This window comes from Micromonospora sp. B9E7 (assembly GCF_039871815.1).
Lineage (GTDB): Bacteria > Actinomycetota > Actinomycetes > Mycobacteriales > Micromonosporaceae > Micromonospora.
Genome location: NZ_JBDPLX010000020.1, coordinates 72,065 through 91,659, shown reverse-complemented (window position 1 = coordinate 91,659; position 19,595 = coordinate 72,065). Strand labels below are relative to the sequence as shown.

The 19,595-nt window shown below is 72.7% G+C and carries 15 protein-coding genes; 9 read left to right on the top strand and 6 right to left on the bottom strand.

From position 1 onward, the window contains the following. Window positions 1-11: 11 nt before the first annotated feature. Entirely contained in the window at window positions 12-1,223 is a 1,212-nt protein-coding gene (locus ABGB10_RS26320; protein ID WP_347663642.1) for an acyl-CoA dehydrogenase family protein, read from the bottom strand. Beyond that, window positions 1,223-2,302 (bottom strand): phosphotransferase family protein, encoded by a 1,080-nt coding sequence (locus ABGB10_RS26315; RefSeq protein WP_347663641.1) that lies wholly within the window; start codon window positions 2,300-2,302, stop codon window positions 1,223-1,225. The genes ABGB10_RS26320 and ABGB10_RS26315 overlap by 1 nt, the downstream gene beginning before the upstream one ends. Before the next feature lie 150 nt (window positions 2,303-2,452). Here ABGB10_RS26315 and ABGB10_RS26310 point away from each other — a divergent pair, with 150 nt between their 5' ends. Both ABGB10_RS26310 and ABGB10_RS26305 read left to right on the top strand, forming a co-directional pair. Then, window positions 2,453-3,154, top strand: a complete 702-nt coding sequence (locus tag ABGB10_RS26310) for an amino acid-binding protein (RefSeq protein WP_278138172.1) — start codon at window positions 2,453-2,455, stop codon at window positions 3,152-3,154. A 90-nt stretch (window positions 3,155-3,244) separates the two neighbouring features. Then, window positions 3,245-4,309: a GNAT family N-acetyltransferase gene (locus tag ABGB10_RS26305; RefSeq protein ID WP_347663640.1), complete on the top strand. Its 1,065-nt coding sequence runs from the start codon at window positions 3,245-3,247 to the stop codon at window positions 4,307-4,309. Window positions 4,310-4,333: 24 nt separating this feature from the next. On the opposite strand, the gene ABGB10_RS26300 is transcribed toward ABGB10_RS26305, so the two are convergent. Beyond that, a complete protein-coding gene (locus tag ABGB10_RS26300; RefSeq protein ID WP_347663639.1) occupies window positions 4,334-5,899 on the bottom strand; it encodes an aldehyde dehydrogenase family protein in 1,566 nt (521 codons plus the stop codon). Window positions 5,900-6,291: 392 nt separating this feature from the next. Between ABGB10_RS26300 and ABGB10_RS26295 the strand changes: the two genes are divergently transcribed. The 3 genes from ABGB10_RS26295 (at window position 6,292) to ABGB10_RS26285 (ending at window position 13,288) form a co-directional block, all read left to right on the top strand. Then, window positions 6,292-9,711 carry an ALF repeat-containing protein gene (locus tag ABGB10_RS26295; RefSeq protein WP_347663638.1) on the top strand — a complete coding sequence of 1,140 codons (3,420 nt, stop codon included), beginning with the start codon at window positions 6,292-6,294 and terminating at the stop codon, window positions 9,709-9,711. Between the two features lie 30 nt (window positions 9,712-9,741). Then, window positions 9,742-10,227, top strand: coding sequence for a hypothetical protein (locus ABGB10_RS26290; RefSeq protein WP_347663637.1), 486 nt, complete (start codon window positions 9,742-9,744; stop codon window positions 10,225-10,227). A gap of 163 nt (window positions 10,228-10,390) precedes the next feature. After that, the gene (locus ABGB10_RS26285; protein WP_347663636.1) at window positions 10,391-13,288 is read left to right on the top strand and encodes a glycoside hydrolase family 9 protein; all 2,898 of its coding nucleotides are present in this window, start codon (window positions 10,391-10,393) and stop codon (window positions 13,286-13,288) included. 128 nt (window positions 13,289-13,416) lie between these two features. Here ABGB10_RS26285 and ABGB10_RS26280 read toward each other — a convergent pair whose 3' ends face one another. From ABGB10_RS26280 to bioB, 3 genes are read right to left on the bottom strand one after another with little or no spacing between them, the layout of a single operon-like run. Further along, window positions 13,417-13,923 (bottom strand): GNAT family protein, encoded by a 507-nt coding sequence (locus tag ABGB10_RS26280; protein WP_347663635.1) that lies wholly within the window; start codon window positions 13,921-13,923, stop codon window positions 13,417-13,419. A gap of 5 nt (window positions 13,924-13,928) precedes the next feature. Beyond that, window positions 13,929-14,120, bottom strand: coding sequence for a hypothetical protein (locus ABGB10_RS26275; RefSeq protein ID WP_347663634.1), 192 nt, complete (start codon window positions 14,118-14,120; stop codon window positions 13,929-13,931). A 5-nt stretch (window positions 14,121-14,125) separates the two neighbouring features. Further along, complete coding sequence (gene bioB / locus ABGB10_RS26270; protein WP_347663633.1) at window positions 14,126-15,121, bottom strand: biotin synthase BioB; 996 nt, start codon at window positions 15,119-15,121, stop codon at window positions 14,126-14,128. A 166-nt stretch (window positions 15,122-15,287) separates the two neighbouring features. Here bioB and ABGB10_RS26265 point away from each other — a divergent pair, with 166 nt between their 5' ends. The 4 genes from ABGB10_RS26265 (at window position 15,288) to ABGB10_RS26250 (ending at window position 19,567) form a co-directional block, all read left to right on the top strand. After that, on the top strand, window positions 15,288-16,424 hold the full coding sequence (locus ABGB10_RS26265; protein ID WP_347663632.1) for an 8-amino-7-oxononanoate synthase: 1,137 nt from the start codon (window positions 15,288-15,290) through the stop codon (window positions 16,422-16,424). A 114-nt stretch (window positions 16,425-16,538) separates the two neighbouring features. Next, the gene (gene bioD / locus ABGB10_RS26260; RefSeq protein WP_347663631.1) at window positions 16,539-17,264 is read left to right on the top strand and encodes a dethiobiotin synthase; all 726 of its coding nucleotides are present in this window, start codon (window positions 16,539-16,541) and stop codon (window positions 17,262-17,264) included. Window positions 17,265-17,318: 54 nt separating this feature from the next. Further along, window positions 17,319-18,890, top strand: coding sequence for a histidine kinase (locus ABGB10_RS26255; protein ID WP_347663630.1), 1,572 nt, complete (start codon window positions 17,319-17,321; stop codon window positions 18,888-18,890). Further along, window positions 18,890-19,567: a response regulator transcription factor gene (locus ABGB10_RS26250; RefSeq protein WP_347663629.1), complete on the top strand. Its 678-nt coding sequence runs from the start codon at window positions 18,890-18,892 to the stop codon at window positions 19,565-19,567. The genes ABGB10_RS26255 and ABGB10_RS26250 overlap by 1 nt, the downstream gene beginning before the upstream one ends. Window positions 19,568-19,595 lie beyond the last annotated feature (28 nt).

The following is a 19,595-nucleotide window of genomic DNA, read 5'->3' as shown; positions in this document are numbered from 1 at the left end:
GGTGGGTGGGGTTACGCGGTCCAGCGGCGGAGTTCGCGCTTGGCGAGGGAGTTGCGGTGGACCTCGTCCGGGCCGTCGGCCAGGCGCAGGGTCCGGGTCTGCGCCCAGAGGGCAGCCAGTGGGGTGTCCTGGCTGACGCCGGCGCCGCCGTACCCCTGGATGGCCTTGTCGATCACCCACTCCGCCATCGCCGGCGTGCCGATCTTGATGGCCTGGATCTCGGTGTGCGCGCCCTTGTTGCCGACGGTGTCCATCAGCCAGGCCGTCTTGAGCACCAGCAGCCGGGCCTGCTCGATGCGTACCCGCGACTCGGCGATCCACTCCCGGACCACGCCCTGCTCGGCGAGCGGCCGGCCGAACGCGATCCGCTCGTTGGCCCGGCGGCAGAGCAACTCCAGCGCCCGCTCGGCCATTCCGATCAACCGCATGCAGTGGTGGATCCGGCCCGGACCCAGCCGGGCCTGGGCGATGGCGAAGCCGGTGCCCTCGGCGCCGATCAGGTTCTCCGCGGGCACCCGGACGTCGGTGAAGTCGATCTCGGCGTGGCCGCCGTGTGAGCCGTCGGTGTAGCCGAAGACGGTCATGCCGCGGCGGACGACCACGCCCGGCGTGTCCCGCGGGACCAGGACCATGCTCTGCTGGCGGTGCCGGTCGGCCGACGGGTCGGTCTTGCCCATGACGATGAAGATCTCGCAGCGCGGGTCCATCGCGCCGGACGACCACCACTTGCGCCCGTTGATCACGTACTCGTCGCCGTCGCGGGTGATCCGGGTGGCGATGTTGGTGGCGTCGGAGGACGCGACGTCCGGCTCCGTCATGCAGAACGCGGAGCGGATCTCACCCTCGAGCAGCGGCATCAGCCAGCGCTTCTGCTGAGCTTCCGAGCCGAACTCGGCCAGCAACTCCATGTTGCCCGTGTCCGGTGCCGCGCAGTTGACCGCCTCCGGGGCCAGGTGCGGGCTGCGCCCGGTCAGCTCGGCCAGCGGCGCGTACTGCAGGTTGGTCAGGCCGGCGCCGTAGCGCGGATCGGGCAGGAACAGGTTCCACAGGCCGCGCTTGCGGGCCTCCGCCTTCAACTCCGCCAACACCGGGGTACGCGACCACGGGTCACCCGCGGCCACCTGCTCGGCGTGCACGGGCTCGGCCGGGTAGACGTGCTCGTTCAGGAACCGGGTCAGCTCGTCGCGCAGGTCCTCGGTCCGGCTGTCGTATGAGAAGTCCATCACCGCTCCCTGGCGGCGGTCAGCCCGTGCGCGACCAGCGGTGCCACCATCTCGCCGATCCGGTCGAAGCCCTCGCCCAGCGTCTGCCCGAGCGTGTGCCGGTAGTGGATGCCCTCGCAGATGACCGCGAGCTTGAAACAGCCCAGCGCCACGTGCCAGTGCAGCGGCCCGACGTCCACGTCGCCGCGCCCGGCGTACCTGTCGATCAGCTCACCGCCGGTGGGGAAGCCGGCGCGCGGGCCGAGCCCGTCGGCGACCGGGTTGCCCGCAGCGGTCTCGCTGCCGCCCAGCACGTCCCAGTAGGTCAACAGCAGCCCGAGGTCGGCGAGGGGGTCGCCGAGGGTCGCCATCTCCCAGTCGAGCACCGCGTGCACGGTCACCGGGTCGGCCGAGGCGAGGAGATTGTCCAGCCGGTAGTCGCCGTGCACGATCCGGCCGGCGTTCGCACCCTCCGGGGCGGTCGCCGCGAGCAGGTCACGCAGCTCGTCGATGCCGGGCAGCGGGCGGCTGCGTGAACGGTCGAGCTGGCCGGCCCAGCGGCGGACCTGACGAGCCAGGTAGCCCTCCGGGCGGCCGAAGTCACTGAGCCCGACGCTGGACGGCTCGACGCTGTGCAGCGCGGCGAGCGTGTCCATCATCGCCATGGCGAGGGCCCGACGGCGCTCGTCGCCCAGCGGGTCGGTCTGGGCGCGGGTGCGGAACACCTCGCCGGGTATCCGCTCCATCAGGTAGAACGGCGCGCCGATCACCTCCGGGTCGGTGCAGAGCAGCAGCGCGCCCGGCACCGGCACCTCGGTCGACGCCAGCGCCGAGATGACCCGGAACTCGCGGGCCATGTCGTGCGCGGTCGCCAGCACGTGCCCCAGCGGGGGACGGCGCAGCACGACCTCGCGGTCGCCGATGCGCAGCAGGTAGGTGAGGTTCGACTTGCCGCCCGCGATCAGGTGCGCCCGCAGCGGGCCGGCGGCCAACTCGGGACGGTGCGCCGCCAGATAGTCGCCGAGTCGGTCCAGGGCCAGCCCGGCGGGGGAGGCGGGAACGGCCTCCGGCCGCGACGCATCGACGGCCGAATCGCTCATCCGACTAGTTGATGGCAGCCCGCTCACGTTGTCAAGGTCGGATTTTGCCCTCGGGACATGGCCCTGCAACAGGGACGAAATGGTCAACGACCAGGCTGAATACAGCCTGCCGGCCGCACGTCGGCCGGCCCGCCGAGCGGAGGGACAGACATGTTGCTGCGAGTTCGGGTCACCCTGCCGGACCGTCCGGGCACGCTCGGCCAGGTCGCCCGCACGCTGGGCGTCTCCGGCGCGGACATCGTCCAGGTGGTGGTCCTCGAACGACTCGGCGGGCGGGCGGTGGACGACTTCACGGTGGTCTGGCCGGGCGCGGCCCGGGTGGAGCGGCTGCTGGCCGGCCTTGCGGCGATTCCGGGCGTGCGGGTGGACGGCGTGTGGCGGGCGATCGGCGCGCCCACCACCACCGGCCAGGACGCGGAGCTGCTGGCGCAGGTCGCGGCCAACCCGGCCGACGGGCTCGCCACCCTCGTCGACGCGGTGCCCGGGCTGCTGGCAGCCGACTGGGCCGTCGCCGCCGTGGTGCCTGTCGACTGGGCCTCGCGGACCGGAGGCGGCGGGGCGACCGTGGGGCACGCGAGCTGGCGTACCCCGGTGCCCCTGCGCTTGCCGGAGGTGACCCCGCTGCGCGGTCGGTCGGTGACCACGCCCGACGGCACCCACCACGCGATCGCGCCGTTCGGCCGGGCGGGCCTGGTGCTGGTCGTGGCCCGCGAGCACACCGAGACCCTCTCCGCCGCCGCGTTCCACAGCACCGAGGTGGACCGGCTCAGCCAGCTCGTCCGGGCCAGCACGGTGATCCTCGGTGACCGGCTCGACCTGGTCGGCGCGCCTCCGGTGGTCGCCGGCCCCTGAACGGCCCGAGGAGTTCCCGGCTCGACACCACCGGGCAATCGGGCGGCAACAGGCTGGGGTGAGGCTCTTAGGTGGGGAAGGGAGCCAACCATGACGTTGTGGCGGATCCGAGCGACCGTGGACGACCGGCCGGGTTACCTGTCGGTGCTCACGGCGAGCCTCGCGCTGCGCGGGGTCAACATCCTCACCGTGCAGGTGCAGCCCACCGAACAGGGCGCGGTGGACGACTTCCTGGTCGACGCGCCGGACGCGCTCGACGAGGCCGAGCTGATCGCCGCCGTCGAGCGGGGTCGGGGCCGGGACTGCTGGGTGGCGCGCAGCGAGGCGCGCGGCCTGGCCGACCAGCCCACCCGGGTGCTCGGGCTGGCCAACCGGCTGGTGCGTGACCCGGACGCGACGGGCGAGGCGCTGCGGACGCTGCTCGGCGCCGACTCGGTCAGCTGGCGGCCGGCGTCGGTGGGCGTCGACCGGGGGATCATCGGCACGAGCATGTCGCTGGCGGACCCGGCGGGCGGTTCGTTCGCGCTGCGCCGGGCCGCGCCCGCGTTCACCCCGGCGGAGTACGCCCGGGCGCAGGCCCTGGTCGAGTTGGCCGCCACAGTGGTTCGTCGGGCCGCCGAGCAGGTCACCCTGGTGCTGCCCGACGGCGCCGAGGTGGTCGTGCGACCGGCGTGCGCCGACGACCTGCCCGGCGTACGGGAGCTGCACGAGGTGTGTTCGCCGCGCAGCCGGCACCGGCGATACCTGGGTGGGGCGGTGCTGCCACGGCCGGATCGGCTGCGTCGGTTGCTGGAGCCGAGTCGAGGGCTGACCCTGGTCGCGGTGGCCACCGGCTCGGACGGTGCGGCCGAGTCGGTGGTCGCCATGGCGAACCTGCTCGGTGAGGGTGACGAGGCCGAGGTGGCGCTGCTGGTGCGCGACGACTGGCAGCGGCGCGGGCTCGGCAGCGCACTGCTGCGCCGGCTGGCCAAGCACGCCGACGAGGCCGGGTACGCCGCGCTGGTGCTGCACGTCCAGGCCGAGAACGGCCCGATGCTGCGTACCCTGCACCGGCTGGGTCGCTCCAGCTCGACCGAGCGGGACGGCGCGTTGCTCACCCTCACGGTCCCGCTCACCGCCCAGAGGAAGGGCACCCTGCTGACGCCGGGCGCGTAGCAAGGGCCCTTCCGCGGCACCGCGTCAGGTCGCGGGGTAGCTGCTGTAGTCGGGGAAGTTGCCGTAGAGCCGACCGGCGCCGCCGACGGTGACGGCCTGGACGAGGAGGTCCCCGCCGACGAACGCGCCCTTCCAGGAGGCGCCCCGACCGCCGAACGGTTCGTCCCGGTCACCCCGTGACCTCGGCTTGTTGATGCCCACCTTGAAGGCCTGCAGGTCCACGGCGAGCTTGCCGGCCTCCTCGGTGTCGTCGCAGGCCAGCGACGCCACCAGCGCGCCGTTGGAAGCGTTCATCGCGGCCAGCAGCTCGTCGGTGGTGTCCACCACGACGATCGTGTCGACCGGCCCGAACGGCTCGGCGTGCATCAACCGGGACCGGCCCGGCGGGGCGAGCAGCACCGACGGCGCCACGTACGCCGAGGTGTCCTGCCCGGGCAGGAACGGGGCGCCGGTGAGCTTGCCCCGGTGCAGGGGCACCGCGCCGCCGCGTACCGCCTCGTCGACCTTGCGGTGCAGCTCGTCGGCCTTGGCCGCGCTGATCAGTGGTCCGAAATCCAGCTCGGGCAGCGGGGCGCCGGCCGCCCAGTCGCCGCCGACGGCGAGCGGGTGACCGAAGCGGACCGAGCGGACGACCGGCAGGTACATGTCGAGGAACTCGTCGACCAGGTCGCGTTGCACCACGAACCGGGGGTACGCGGTGCAGCGCTGCTTGCCGTACTCGAAGCCCTTCTTCAGGTGCGCGGCGAGCACGTCCCACTGGGAGAAGTTCCAGATGCCCCAGGCGTTGAGGCCCTCCTGCTCGATGAAGTGCCGCTTGTCGCTGTCGAGCAGCGCGGCGGCGACCTTGCCACCGTTGGAGCGGCCGCCGACGAAGGCGACGGCACCGATCTCGGGCGCCCGGACCAGCACCTCGGACAGTTCCTCGCCACCGCCGCTGACGAGGGTGGCGGGCAGACCGGCGCGGCGCATCAACGCGTGCGCGACGGTCAGACAGACCGCGCCGCCCTGGGACGGGGTCTTGGCGATGACGGCGTTGCCGGCCAGCAACTGCACCAGCTCGGCGTGCACCAGGACGCTCATCGGGTAGTTCCACGACGCGATGTTGCTGACCGGGCCGGGCAGCGGCTCGCGGCCGTCGGCGAGCATCCGGTCGATCTCGTCCGCGTACCAGCGGACGCCGTCGAGCGCCCGGTCCACGTCGGCGCAGGCCAGCCGCCAGGGCTTGCCGATCTCCCAGACCAGCAGCATGGCGAGCAGGTCACGGTGGGCGGTGAGTGATTCCAGCGCCTCGCCGACGCGGGCCTTGCGCTCGGCGAGCGGGGTCCGGGCCCATTCCCGGTGCGCGGCGGCGGCGTGCGTGACCGCGGCGCGGGCGGTGCCGGCGTCGAGCCGGGGCAGGTTGACGACGACGGTGTTGTCCACCGGGGTGTGGACCGGGGCGGCCTGGCCGACCGCCCGCCACTCACCCTCGACCAGGTTGTGCAGAGTGGTGACGCCGTCCACCTCGGTGCCGAACGCCTCCGGCGTGGCGGCCACCGCGCGGGCCAGGACCTCGGACCAGGCGGTGCCGTCGGCGAGTCGTAATGCCATCGCTTCTCCTCAGGGTCGACCGGGAACGGCGGCGTCGATGGCACCGCAGATATCCGTACTGTCTCGCGCCGAGTAGCAGGTCGGCAACGGTGCGTCGGCATTTCTGGGGTCGCCGGCCCGGGGTGCCGGGGCGCCCGCGACGAGTCCCGAGATCGCTTCGTGAACGACCGGTGTCCACACGGTCCATGCGGGTGTCCCGCACCGTCCACACTGCCGCTGGGGGCAGTGGGATGAGAGAATCTTCGATACCTTGGCGTCGCCCGGGGCGGAGGTAGCCCTGGTGACCATCGAAGACGCACGGGGGTTCGATGTCGAACACGGGTAGAACCATGTCCAGTTGGCGACCGAGAGGCCGCGGCCGAGGGCTCGCACGGGGACCGCTGATCGGTGCGTTGGCGCTGACCCTGGTGGCCGGGGTAGGTGTCGGCGGTGCGAGAGCGGCGGAACCGGCCAGCTCCGATCGGGCGCAGGTGCTCGCGCTCCTCAAGTCCGGCGGCCCGAGCGTGACCAGTCTCGCCCGCGCCTGCCTGGTGGGTTCCGACGAGGACGTGCAGGCGTTCCTCACCACGGGCCAGCACCAGGCGCGGGCGTACGACGATCGCGTCCGTCTCGCGCAGATGATGAGCCTGAGTGGCCCGACGACCAACGCTGCCGGTCAGGTGGTGCTCGGCAAGACCGAGCAGGACATCCGGGTGTTCCTGGACACCGGCTATCAGGATCCGATGAAGCAGGACCTGCGGATCCAGGTGGGCCGGGTCATGAGCCAGGGCGGGCCGGCGACGAAGGCCGCCGCACAGCAGGCTCTCAACGGTGGCGATGCCGCCGTGGCCGATTTTCTGCTCGTCAAGCAGCAACAGGCCAAGGAGCAGGACGATCGGATCCTGGTCGCGCAGATCATGACGACCGGCGGGCCGACGGTCCGGGCCGCGGCGCAGACGGCGCTCAACGGCACCGTCGAGGACATCCGCTACTTCCTCGATCGGGGTCAGGAGGTCGCGCGGGCGCGGGACCAGGAGATCCTCTCGGTGTCCCAGCTCGCCGAACTGGCTCGCCAGGCCGGGCAGACGGCGGCCGAGGAGACATTGGCGGCGGAAGACGCCTCGAAGCGTGCGGTGACGGCCGCGCAGCTCGCCAAGGAGGCGGCACAGCGGGCTGCGGCGGAGACGGCAGCGGCGCAGGGTTCGGCGGCGAAGGCGGCGGCGGCTGCCGGCCGCGCCGCGGACGCCGCCCGGCGGGCCGCGGACGCCGCCCAGGACGCGACGAATGCCGCCAGCGCGGCAAACCGTGCGGCCCGGGTTGCCGCGAACGCGGCGTCCAGGGCCGCGGCAGCCTCGGCGATGGCGGGCAAGGCTGCCGCGAAGGCATTCAACGCCGCCGGCGCGGCAGCCGGCGACGCGACCAAGGCGGCGGCGGCGCGCACTGCGGCACAGCAGGCGCGAGCTGCCGCCACCGCTGCGGAGACGGCCGCCGCGGCAACCCTGAAGGCGGCCGACGCGGCCGACGCGTCGGGCGCGGCGGCGCACGCGGCGCGCAACGCCGTGACGAACGCTCTGGCCGCAGCTGCCGCTGCGGAGGAGGCCGGCAACTATGCCCAGGCGGCCGGCGGCGAGGCGGAGCGCGCCAAGCGCGCGGCCGCCGAGGCGCGACGGCAGGCCGCCATCGCCGACCGCGCGGCGGATGCCGCCGAGGCACTGGCGCGGGAGTCCGGGCGTGCCGCCCGGCAGGCGTACCAGTTCGCCGTGGACTCGGCGCGGCACGCTCGGGCGGCTGCCGCTGCCGCCGACGACGCGGCGGAGCACGCCGGGGAGGCCGCGGACGCGGCGGCCGAGGCGACTCGCCACGCCGCGTCGGCGAAGACTGCGGCCGACGTGGCGACGCAGGCCGCGACCCAGGCCGAGCAGGTCGAGACCACGGCCCGGCAGGCCGACGTGCTGCGTCTGGAGCTGGAGACCGAGCAGGCTGTCCAAGCCGCGCAGAAGGCCCGCACCGCCGATCTCGACCGTCCGGTCGAGATTCCGTTCGACCGTCCGGAACTGGCCCGGGTGGACCAGGAGACCGCTCGGCTCCTGGCCGAGGCGTCGGCCTCGGGAGCGTCCACCGCGACGGTCCTGGGCAGTGGGCGGCAGGCCGCCCTGCGGCTGCTCGCCGTTGCCGGCCCGTGGACCAGGGCCGCCGCGGAGGACGCCCTGACCGGCTCGGAAGCTGACCTGCGGCAGTTCCTCAGCGCCGGGCGTCTGTTGGCCGCTGAGCAGGACGACCGTGGACGGGTGCTGCACCTGGCCGAGGGCGCCGGACCAGCGGCCTTCAAGGAGGCCGCCAAGGCGGCTCTCGCCGGCGATCACGACGATGTCCGGGCCTTCCTCGACAGCCGGAACTACCCGGGCAAGGAGTTGGACGACCGGGTCAAGGTCGCCCAGATCATGTCCGCCGGCGGCCCCACCACCAAGGCGGCGGCGCAGGCCGCGCTGAACGCCGGTGCGGCCGCGGTGACCCAGTTCCTCCGCACCGGCCGGTACGAGGCCGCGGAGACCGACGACCGGATCACGGCAGCGCAGATCGTCTCCGCCGGTGGGCCCGAGGTGAAGGCCGCGGGTCGGATCGCCCTTGAGGGGCCCCGGGGTTACCTGCGGCACTTCATCGAGACGGAGCAGCACAAGGCCCGTCAGCGGGATCAGGAGGCAGCGACGCACGCCGCCACCGTCACCCGGTACGTCGCCGAGGCGGCCCAGTACGCCGCCAACGCCCAGAAGGACGCGGCCGACGCCGGGTACGCGGCGGCGGTCGCCCGCGAGGCACAGGCCGAGGCGGCGGCGTACGCGCTGGAGGCGAGCCGCTCCGCCGAGTTGGCGGCCGGGTACGCCGCCGACGCGCAGGCGTCCGCGGTGCAGGCCAAGGCGTCGGCCGAGCAGGCGGCGGCCGCGGCGCAACGGGCCCGGCAGGCCGCGGTGTCGGCTCAGCAGGCCGCCCAGGCGGCCACGCGGTCGGCGAGTGAGGCGAACGCGTCGGCCGTGCAGGCCCGCGGCTACGCCGCCGCGGCCCAGTCGTCGGCGTCGCAGGCGAGGGCGTCGGCGATCGCGGCCGGGAAGGACGCCGTTCTCGCGGCCCAGGCGGCGCTCGAGGCGATGCAGATCGCGGTGCAGCGGCAGCGGGAGGAGGAGCAGGCCCGGCTCGCCGCCGAGCTGATCGTCACCGAGCCCGATCCGGACAAGGATCCCTACGATCCCACCACGCCGTCGGACAATGGCACGTTCGGCTCGAAGACTCCGCCGTGGAACGAGCCGACCGCGTTGCTGGAGATGCGGGCGCAGCTCTGGACCACCATGCAGGGCGTCTGCGTGCTGACCACCCAGGCCTGCGCGCTGTGGAAGCACTACTACAACGCCTCGGGTGACGACTTCTCCGTCAGCGTCGACGACTACCTGAGGGACAACCAGTTCAAGGGCGCCGTCAACGCCGATGTGGGTGATCTGCTCGCCGGGGCGCGCACCCGATGCGCCGACAGCGGGCGATCGTCCTGCACGTACAACATCGACAGCATGTGGCGGGGGGTGAGCATGACGGACAACCTGGACTACCGGCTGGGGGTCCGAGGTGTTCAATACCGCGTCAAGGGCAGCGTCACCGTCACGATGGTCAACGGGGTACCCAAGACGGCCGGCAGCTACAAGGTCGACGTCTACAAGGACTGGAACTTCGACGCGGACGAGGAAATCTGGGGCATCTCGTTCAGCGACTACGCCGCCATGCACACGTACGGGGTGGCGCAGGAGTTCACGGTCAAGGGCACGAGCAGTGCCCAGAGCCTGGGCTGACAGATGCTCTCCGCCATAGGGTTGGGACCGATGACCCGGCGGCGGCGTTTGGTGGCGGTGGGCACGGTGTTGGCCGTGCTCGCCGCCGCCTTCGGCGTGGCGCTGTGGGGCAAGGGTCCCTTCGACGAGCGCACCTACCCGTCGAGCAGGTGGGACAAGTCGATGGGCGACATCTTCGACCAGTTCCGGGTCCACGTGCCCGACTGCGCTCTCGCCGACCTTAGGTACTGGTCGGGCGACTATATCGACGACAACCTGTACCTGACGTTCGAGTCCGACGCGGCATGCGTGGACGGCTTCCTGGGAGGCAACGGGCTTTCCGGCGGCACCACCGTCAGTCGGGAGGACGCCCTCCGCTTCCGAGACGACAGGTGCGCGGACTGGGGTTGGTACGAGGACGACACCGCCTCGTACCAGCGCATGCGAACCAGGCCGGTGGTCGGTACGGAGCTGACCGTCGAGGTGACCAACAGCGAGGGGCGACGACGGGTCTACGTGCGGGGCGTGGAGTTCTAGCTCTTCACAAGGCGGCAGGCGGCAGATAGATTGACGCTCATCTGTGGGAGCGCTCCCGAGGCGCGTCCCGGCTCCACCACCACTGCCGCCGGGCACCCGAAACACCCCGAAGCCGTCCCGCCTCGGTCGGGCTGCCCGGCGGCGCCACCGACAGGAGTCCGCGATGTCCTACCCGGAACGGATCCGCCGGCGGTCTGCCGCGCAGCCGGTGCGAGACCAGCCCTGGCCGCGGCGGCTACTGGCCGCCGGGGTGGCCCTGCTCACCGGCCTGTCCCTCGTGGTCACCGGGCCGACGTCGTCGCCCGCCTCGGCCGCGCCGGCGACCTACAACTACGCCGAGGCCTTGCAGAAGTCGCTGCTCTTCTACGAGGCGCAGCAGTCCGGCCAGTTGCCGGACTGGAACCGGGTCTCCTGGCGGGGCGACAGCGCGCTCACCGACGGCGCCGGCGCGGGTCTGGACCTCACCGGCGGCTGGTACGACGCCGGTGACCACGTCAAGTTCGGCTTCCCGATGGCGTTCAGCGCCACCATGCTCGCCTGGGGCGCGGTGGAGTACCGCAGCGGCTACGCCGCGTCCGGGCAACTGCCGCACCTGCTCAACAACCTGCGCTTCGTGAACGACTACTTCATCAAGGCGCACCCGTCGGCGAACGTCCTCTACGGGCAGGTCGGCAAGGGCGACGACGACCACAAGTGGTGGGGTCCGGCCGAGGTGATGCAGATGGCGCGGCCCGCGTACAAGATCGATGCGAGCTGTGGCGGCGCGGACCTGGCGGGGGAGACGGCCGCTGCGATGGCCGCCTCCTCGATGGTGTTCCGGCCCACCGACGCGACCTACGCCGACCGGCTGCTCGGGCATGCCCGGCAGCTCTACACGTTCGCGGACACGGTGCGGAAGTCCTACCACGAGTGCATCACCGACGCGACCAGCTTCTACCGGTCGTGGAGCGGCTGGCAGGACGAACTGGTCTGGGCCGCGATCTGGCTGCACCGGGCCACCGGCGAGGCCAGCTACCTGGCCAAGGCCGAGAGTGAGTACGACAAGCTCGGCACCGAGAACCAGTCCACCACCCGTTCCTACAAGTGGACCATCGCCTGGGACAACAAGCAGTTCGGCGCGTACGTGCTGCTGGCGAACCTGACCGGCAAGCAGAAGTACGTCGACGACGCCAACCGCTGGCTGGACTACTGGACCGTCGGGGTGAACGGGCAGCGGGTGCCGTATTCACCCGGCGGGATGGCGGTGCTCGACTCCTGGGGCGCGCTGCGCTACGCCGCGAACACCTCCTTCGCCGCGCTGGTCTACAGCGACAAGACCACCGACACGACCCGCAAGGCGCGCTACCACGACTTCGCCGTCCGGCAGATCAACTACGCGCTCGGTGACAACCCGCGCAATTCCAGCTACGTGATCGGGTTCGGGGCCAACTCGCCGCGTAACCCGCACCACCGCACCGCGCACGGCTCCTGGTGGGACAGTCAGACCGTGCCCGTCGAGACCCGGCACACCCTCTACGGCGCGCTGGTCGGCGGCCCGTCGTCGGCCAACGACGCGTACAGCGACAGCCGGTCGGACTACGTGATGAACGAGGTCGCCACCGACTACAACGCCGGCTTCACCTCCGCGCTGGTCCGGCTGGTCTCCGAGTACGGCGGCACACCGCTCGCCAACTTCCCGGTCCCGGAGACGCCGGACATCGACGAGTTGACCGTGGAGACCACGGTGACGCAGGCCGAACCCCGGGCCACCGGGCTCAAGGTGATGGTCTACAACAAGTCGGCGTTCCCGGCCCGCGCGCTCACCGACGGCCGGTTCCGGTACTACTTCCGGCCCGACGGCACCGGCCCGGTGCAGGTCACCGCCGGCTACACCCAGGGCTGCCCGTCCCCGACGACGGCCAAGCAGTACAGCGGGGACATCTGGTACGTCGAGGTGGACTGCACCGGGTACACCATCGCCCCCGCCGGTCAGTCGCAGCACCGGATGGAGGTCCAGTTCAAGGTGGGCGTGCCGGAGGGTGGCACCTGGGACCCGACCAACGACCCGTCGTACCAGGCCACCGCCGGGCCCAACCGGAAGGTGCCGCTCTACTCCGGCACCACCCGCGTCTGGGGCGACGAGCCGGGGCCGGTCGTGCCGGACACCACCGCGCCGACCGTCCCGGGTACGCCGGTGGCGTCGGGCCTCACGCCCCGCTCGGTCACGCTGACCTGGACGCCGTCCACCGACAGCGGCGGCAGTGGCCTCGCCGGGTACGACGTCCGCGAGTTCATGGTCGGTAACGACGTGGTGGCCACCCGGCGGGTCACCACGAACTCGATCACCATCGCGACGTTGCTGCCGGAGCGGACGTTCGAGTACACCGTCGTGGCGCGCGACGGCGCGGGCAACGAGTCGGCCGCCTCGCCGAAGCTCACCATCACCACGCCACCGGCCGGCACCGCCGACACCACCCCACCGAGCACGCCCGGCACGCCGGTCGCGTCGGCGGTGACCGCCACCGGGCTCACCCTGGCCTGGACCCCGTCGACCGACAACGTCGGCGTCACCGGTTACCGGGTCTACCGTGAGGCCGGTGCCACCGATGCCTTGGTCGGCTCGCCGACCGGCACCACCCAGGCGCTGTCCGGGCTGACCGCCTCGACGGCGTACCAGTTCTACGTGGTGGCCGTGGACGCGGCCGGCAACACCTCCGCGGCGTCCGCGCCGGTTGCGGTGACCACCGCGGCCCCGCCGGTCGGGGGTGCCTGCAAGGTGGGGTACGCCACCACCGACTGGAGCACCGGCTTCACCGCCACGGTGACGATCACCAACACCGGCACCACCGCGATCAACGGCTGGACGCTGCGGTTCAGCTTCCCGGCTGGGCAGACCGTCAGTCAGGGTTGGTCGGCGACCGTCAGCCAGAGCGGCGCGGCGGTCACCGCCACGAACCTGTCCTACAACGGCGCGCTCGCGCCCGGCGCGTCGGTGAGCTTCGGCTTCAATGGCGCGCACAGCGGCACCAACACGAAACCGACGGCCTTCACCCTGAACAACGCCACCTGCACTCTCGCCTGAGGCACCGAGCGACCCGCAGGACCCGCGTAGATCCGCAAGATTCGCGCACATCACCGGAAGTGCTGCCTCCTCGCGTGGGGAGGCAGCACTTTCCCCTGAGTTGTGCGGATCTTGCCGGAGGCGTCGGCTCACTCCACCAGGTCGTCGGCGAGCAGATCCATCAGCAGGCCGTCGTGCCACCGCCCGTCCTCGCCGCGCTCGTAGCGGCGCAGCACCCCCACCGGACGGAAACCCACCTTGGCGTACGCGCGGATCGCGGCGCTGTTCGCCGCCGCCGGGTCGATCGTGAAACGGTGGTGGCCGTACTCGTCGATGAGGTGCCGGGCCAGGGTGCGGATCGCGTCCACGCCCAGGCCGGCACCGCGTACCGCCGGGTCGAGGAAGACGTCCAGGCTGGCGTGGCGGTAGTCCGGGTCGGCCTCGGCGTACCACTGGATCGCGCCGACCACCTGACCGTCGTGCTCGATCGCGTACACGTGCAGGTCGTCGTCACCGAGGTCGGCGCGGACGGAGCCGGTCAGGTCGTCGCTGCCCCGCCACCACCGGCGTACCTCCGGTTCGGCCCGGATCGCCGCGAGGGCCGGCACGTCCGCGTCCGTCGCCGGTCGCAGGGTCACCGCCCGCCCGCGCAGCATCGGCGTCAGCCCCGGACTTCGCCGTGCTCGACGCAGACCGCCGACCAACCCACCGGCAGCACCTGGACCTTCATCCGCCGCCGGCACCGGGGGCAGAACCGGGGCGGCTCCAACTGACGGGCCGTGGCACAGGCCCGGTGGGCGGTGGCCGTCGCCGGCTCACCGCACCTGTCGCACCACAGCTCGGTCGTCGTCATGGTCGTCACAGCGTGGCGGAGAGCGCCTTGACCGGCATCTTCAACTCGTCCAGCAGTTCCAGGTCGGCGGTCGCCGGCCGACCCAGCGTGGTCAGGTAGTTGCCGACGATCACCGCGTTGATGCCGCCGAGCAGACCGTCGCGGGTGCCCAGGTCACCGAGGGTGATCTCGCGGCCGCCCGCGTACCGCAGGATGGTGCGCGGCATGGCCAGCCGGAACGCGGCGATGGCCCGCAGCGCGTCCTTGCCCTCCACCACCGGGCGGTCACCGAGCGGGGTGCCGGGGCGCGGGTTGAGGAAGTTGAGTGGCACCTCGTGCGGGTTGAGCTCGGCGAGCTGCGCGGCGAACTCGGCCCGCTGCTCGACGGTCTCGCCGAGGCCGAGGATCCCGCCGCAGCACACCTCCATGCCGGAGTCGCGGACCATCCGCAGCGTCTCCCAGCGCTCCTCCCAGGAGTGCGTGGTGACCACGTTCGGGAAGTAGGACCGGCAGGTCTCCAGGTTGTGGTTGTAGCGGTGCACACCCATGTCGACCAGGTCGTCGACCTGCTCCTTGGTGAGCATGCCCAGCGACGCGGCGACCTGGATGTCGACAGCCGCCCTGATGGCGGCGACGCCCTCGCGCATCTGCTTCATCAGCCGGGCGTCCGGGCCGCGCACCGCCGCGACGATGCAGAACTCGGTCGCCCCGGTCGCGGCGGTCTGCTTCGCCGCCTCGACCAGCGACGGGATGTCCAGCCACACCGAGCGCACCGGGGAGGTGAACAGCCCGGACTGGGAGCAGAAGTGGCAGTCCTCCGGGCAGCCGCCGGTCTTCAGCGAGACGATCCCCTCGACCTCGACCTCCGGGCCACACCAGCGCATCCGCACGTCGTGAGCGAGCTGCAGGGCGGCGGGAAGGTGCTCGTCGGGCAGGTTCAGCACAGCGAGGATGCCGGCCTGGTCGAGGCCGACACCGTCACCGAGGACCTGGGTCCGGGCCTGGTCGAGGATCTCTGGCATGGCTCGTACCCTACAAGGCGGCCCGATCAGCCGGAATGACCTGGCAACCCCTATACCGGCCAGCGAGTACCGGCCAGCGAGTGGATCCGTCGGGCGCCGGCGGCGGGTGGTAATTTCGCCCGGCGGGTGTCGGGCTGACCGGCACGGACGGTGGTGAAGGGGTGACGTGGCGGACTGGCTGGCGGCGCTCGACCGCCGCGCGGAGTTGCGGGCGAGGGCCGGGCTGACCCGGCGGCTGCATCCGCGTCCCGCCGCCGACGGGATGACCGATCTGGCCGGCAACGACTACCTAGGCCTGGCCACCCACCCGGAGGTCACCGCAGCGGCCACGGCCGCGCTGTCGGCGTACGGTCTGGGGGCGACCGGGTCGCGCCTGGTGCGGGGCTCCACCGACGCACATCAGGCGTTGGAGACCGAGCTGGCGCAGTGGCTGGGCACCGACCGGGCCCTCGTCTTCTCCTCCGGCTACCTGGCGAACCTGGGTGCGCTGCGGGCACTCGTCCAACCTCGGACGCTGCTCGTCTCGGACGCCCACAACCACGCGTCCCTGATCGACGGCTGTCGGATCTCCGGTGCGGAGACGGTGGTCACCCCGCACGCCGACGTGGACGCGGTGGCCGCCGCACTCGCGGCCGCTCCGGGTCGCCCGGCGGTGGTGGTGACCGAGTCGATCTTCTCGGTCGACGGTGACCTCGCCCCGCTGGCCCGGCTGCACGCCGTGGCCCGCCGTCACGGCGCGTTGCTGCTGGTCGACGACGCGCACGCGCTGGGCGTGACCGGTCCGGCCGGCGCGGGCGGGGTGGCTGCGGCGAAGCTGGCCGGTGAGCCGGACGTGGTGGTCACCGCCACCCTGTCCAAGGCGCTCGGCGGCGCGGGTGGCGTGGTGGCCGGTCCGGCCGAGTTCGTCCGGCACCTGGTCGAGACCGGGCGTACGTTCATCTTCGACACGGCCCTGCCGCCGGCGGTCGCCGCCGGTGTGCACGCCGCGTTGCGGCTGACCCGGGTCGGCGACGATCTGCGCGCGGAGTTGGCCGACCGGGTGGCGTTGGCGGTCGGTCGGCTGCGGGCGGCCGGGTTGACCGTTTCCGCGCCGGACGCGGCGGTGATCTCGGTGACGGCTCCCGGGCCGGACGCGGCCACCGCCTGGGCCGCCGACTGCCGGGACCGGGGCGTCGCGGTGGGTTGCTTCCGACCGCCGTCCACTCCGGACAGCCGGTCCCGCCTGCGGCTCACGGTCAGCGCCGGGGTGCCCCGGGCGGCGTTCGAGCGGGCCCTGGAGGTCATCGTGGACTGTGCACCGTGAGCGCGAGGAGTGAGCCGGGTTTGCGAGCCCCGCAGTCGCGAACAGAGGTGACACCGTGAGCGCGAGGAGTGAGCCGGGTTTGCGAGCCCCGCAGTCGCGAACCGAGGTCGCACCGTGACCGGGTGGGAGGGGCCGGTTCTGGTCACCGGGACCGACACCGAGGTCGGAAAGACAGTGGTGACCGCGACGATCGCGGCTGCCGCGCAGGCTGCCGGGTTGCGGGTGGCCGTGATCAAACCGGGTCAGACCGGTACGGCGGGTGGTGAGCCGGGCGACGTGGACGCGGTCAACCGGCTGGCTGCCCCGCTGACCGGCCGGACCCTGGCCAGCTATCCCGATCCGCTGGCTCCACTGGCTGCCGCCCGGGTCGCCGATCTGCCACCGTTGGAGCTGTACGCGGCGGTGGACGCGGTGCGCGAGGAGGTCGACAAGCACGACCTGGTGTTGATCGAGGGCGCGGGTGGTCTGCTGGTGCCGATGGGGCTGCGTCCGTCGGGGGAGCCGTGGACGATGGCTGACCTGGCGGTGTCGCTCGGCGCGCCGGCGGTGGTGGTCGCCCGTGCCGGGTTGGGCACGCTCAACCACACGGCGTTGACCCTGGAGGCGCTCGACCGGCGTGCCGTGCCGGCCGGTGTGGTGATCGGCGCGTGGCCGGCCCGGCCGGAGTTGGTGCACTGGACGAATCTCACCGATCTGGTGCCGAACCTGCTCGGCGCGGTGCCCGACGGCGCTGGTGCGATGGACCCGGGTGTGTTCCGGCGGTCCGCTCCGGGTTGGCTGACCCCGGCTCTGCACGGGGTGCTCGACGACTGGCGGGTCTGGGCCGAGGAGAGCGGCTGAACACCTGACTTTCGTCGGTGTCCGCGCAGGTCGGGCGTGGGTAGCCTGACCGCCGTGCGGATCCTCGACTCTTCGCCGTCGGGCCGGTCGGGCCGGTCGGACCGGTGGCGTCGTCTGCTGTCGGACGTGCTGCTCTGGGCGGTGGTGGCCGCCCCGGTCGGCTATGCCGGCTTCAGCCCGCCCTACGCGCCGTACGCCTTTCCGCTGGTGGTCGGCAAGTTGTTGCTGCTCGGTGTGGCGGTGGTGGCGGGTCGACGTCAGCCGTTGGTCGCCCTCGTGCTGGTGGTGCTGGGGTCGGTCGTCGACGGCAACTTCGTGTTCGCGATTCCGGTCTTCAGCTACCTCGCCGGGCGGCGCACCGCCTCCGTGGCGTCGGCGGCCGGGGTCTTCGTGTTGATCGTGGCCGGCGGCACGGCGCTCAACCTGGGGCTGCTCGGCACCGGCGCGGCCACCTGGTTCCTGCTCGCCTCGGTGCTGCTCTTCGCGGCGGTGTTCCCCTGGTTGGTGGGCCGGTACCGCCGCCAGCAGCAGGAGTTGACCGACGCCGGTCGCCGGCACGTCGACGCGCTCACCCGCGAACAGCGGGGTGCTGCCGAGCGGATCCGGCTCCGCGAGCGGGCCCGGATCGCCGGGGAGATGCACGACTCACTCGGTCACGACCTCAGTCTGATCGCGTTGCGCGCCGCCGCCCTGGAGGTCGCCGCCGACCTGGACGACCGGCACCGAGCGGCGGCGGGGGAGTTGCGGGCCAGTGTCTCCGCGGCCACCGAGCGACTGCACGAGATCATCGGGGTGCTCCGTGAGGAGGGGGGCGCGTCGGTGCGTCCGAGCGGGGAGACCGTCGCCGATCTGGTCGAGGGCGCCCGGGAGGCCGGCATGGCGGTACGGATGGAGGCGACTCCGGTGGTCGCGGAGCTACCGGCGATGACCGGTCACGCCGCCCACCGGCTCGTGCGGGAGGCGTTGACCAACGCCGCCCGGTACGCGCCCGGCGCGCCCGTCGACGTGTGCCTGACCCGCGAGGGTGACCGGGTCGAGGTGGCCGTCGTCAACGACGCCCCGCCGGCTGGACCGCTGCCCGCCCCACCGTCGCAGGGCAGTGGGTTGCTCGCACTCGCCGAGCGTGTTCGTCTCGCCGGTGGAACGCTGCACGCCGGCCCCCGTACCGATGGCGGCTTCGCCGTACGGGCGGTGTTGCCGGCCACCGCGCCCGTGGAGACCGCCGCTGGGATGGGCCTGGCGTCACCGTCCGACGCCGGGGAGCCCGGTCCGGTGGAGCGGCCGGTGGACGCGGAGCGGCGGCTGCACGACGCCCGCCGACGGGTCCGGCGCAGTCTGCTCGTGGCACTCGTGGCGCCGGCCGGGTTCGCCCTGGTGCTCTCCCTCGTCTACTACCCGCTGGCGACCGCCGGGACGGTGCTGGACCGGGCCACCTTCGACCAGATGCGCGTCGGGACGACCCGGTCGGAGCTGAACGGGTTGCCCCGGCGGCAATTGGAACGCCCGACGACGGCCGACCGGGACGGCTGCGAGTACTACACCGACGGCAACTTCCCCCTCGCACAGCCGACCTGGCGGCTCTGTTTCACCGACGGCCGGTTGGCCAGCAAGGAGTGGATCGCGTAGTGGACACCGACACGGCCGGGGTGGAGCGGGTTCGGGTGGTCCTGGCCGACGACGAGGCGATGATCCGCGCCGGTGTCCGGGCCATCCTCGCCACCGATCCCGGCATCGAGGTGGTCGCCGAGGCCGGCGACGGGCACCAGGCGGTGGAGCTGGTCCGTGCGCACCGACCTCGGGTCGCGCTGTTGGACATCCGGATGCCTCGGCTGGACGGTCTGGCCGCAGCCGCCGAGATCCGTCGGGTCGTGCCGGACACCGCGACGATCATGCTGACCACGTTCGGCGAGGACGACCACGTGGCGCGGGCGCTCGGGCACGGCGCGAGCGGGTTCCTGCTCAAGGCCGGCGACCCACGTGAGTTGATCGCCGGGGTGCACGCGGTCGCCGACGGTGGCGCGTACCTGTCGCCGAGGGTGGCCCGCCGGGTGATCGAGCTGGGTGCCGGTCGGTTGGCCCGCCGGCCCGTGGCGCGGGACCGCACCGCCGGGTTGACCGAGCGGGAACGGGAGGTGCTGGCCCTGGTGGGGGCGGGGTTGTCCAACGCCGAGATCGCCCGCCGGCTGCACCTGGTGGAGGGCACCGTGAAGAGCTACCTGACCAGCATCTTCACCCGGTTGGACGTGCGCAACCGGGTGCAGGCGGCGATCCTCGCGTACGAGGCGGGGTTGGTCGACGGCTGAGCGAGGGCCCGCGACGGGCCCCCGCTCA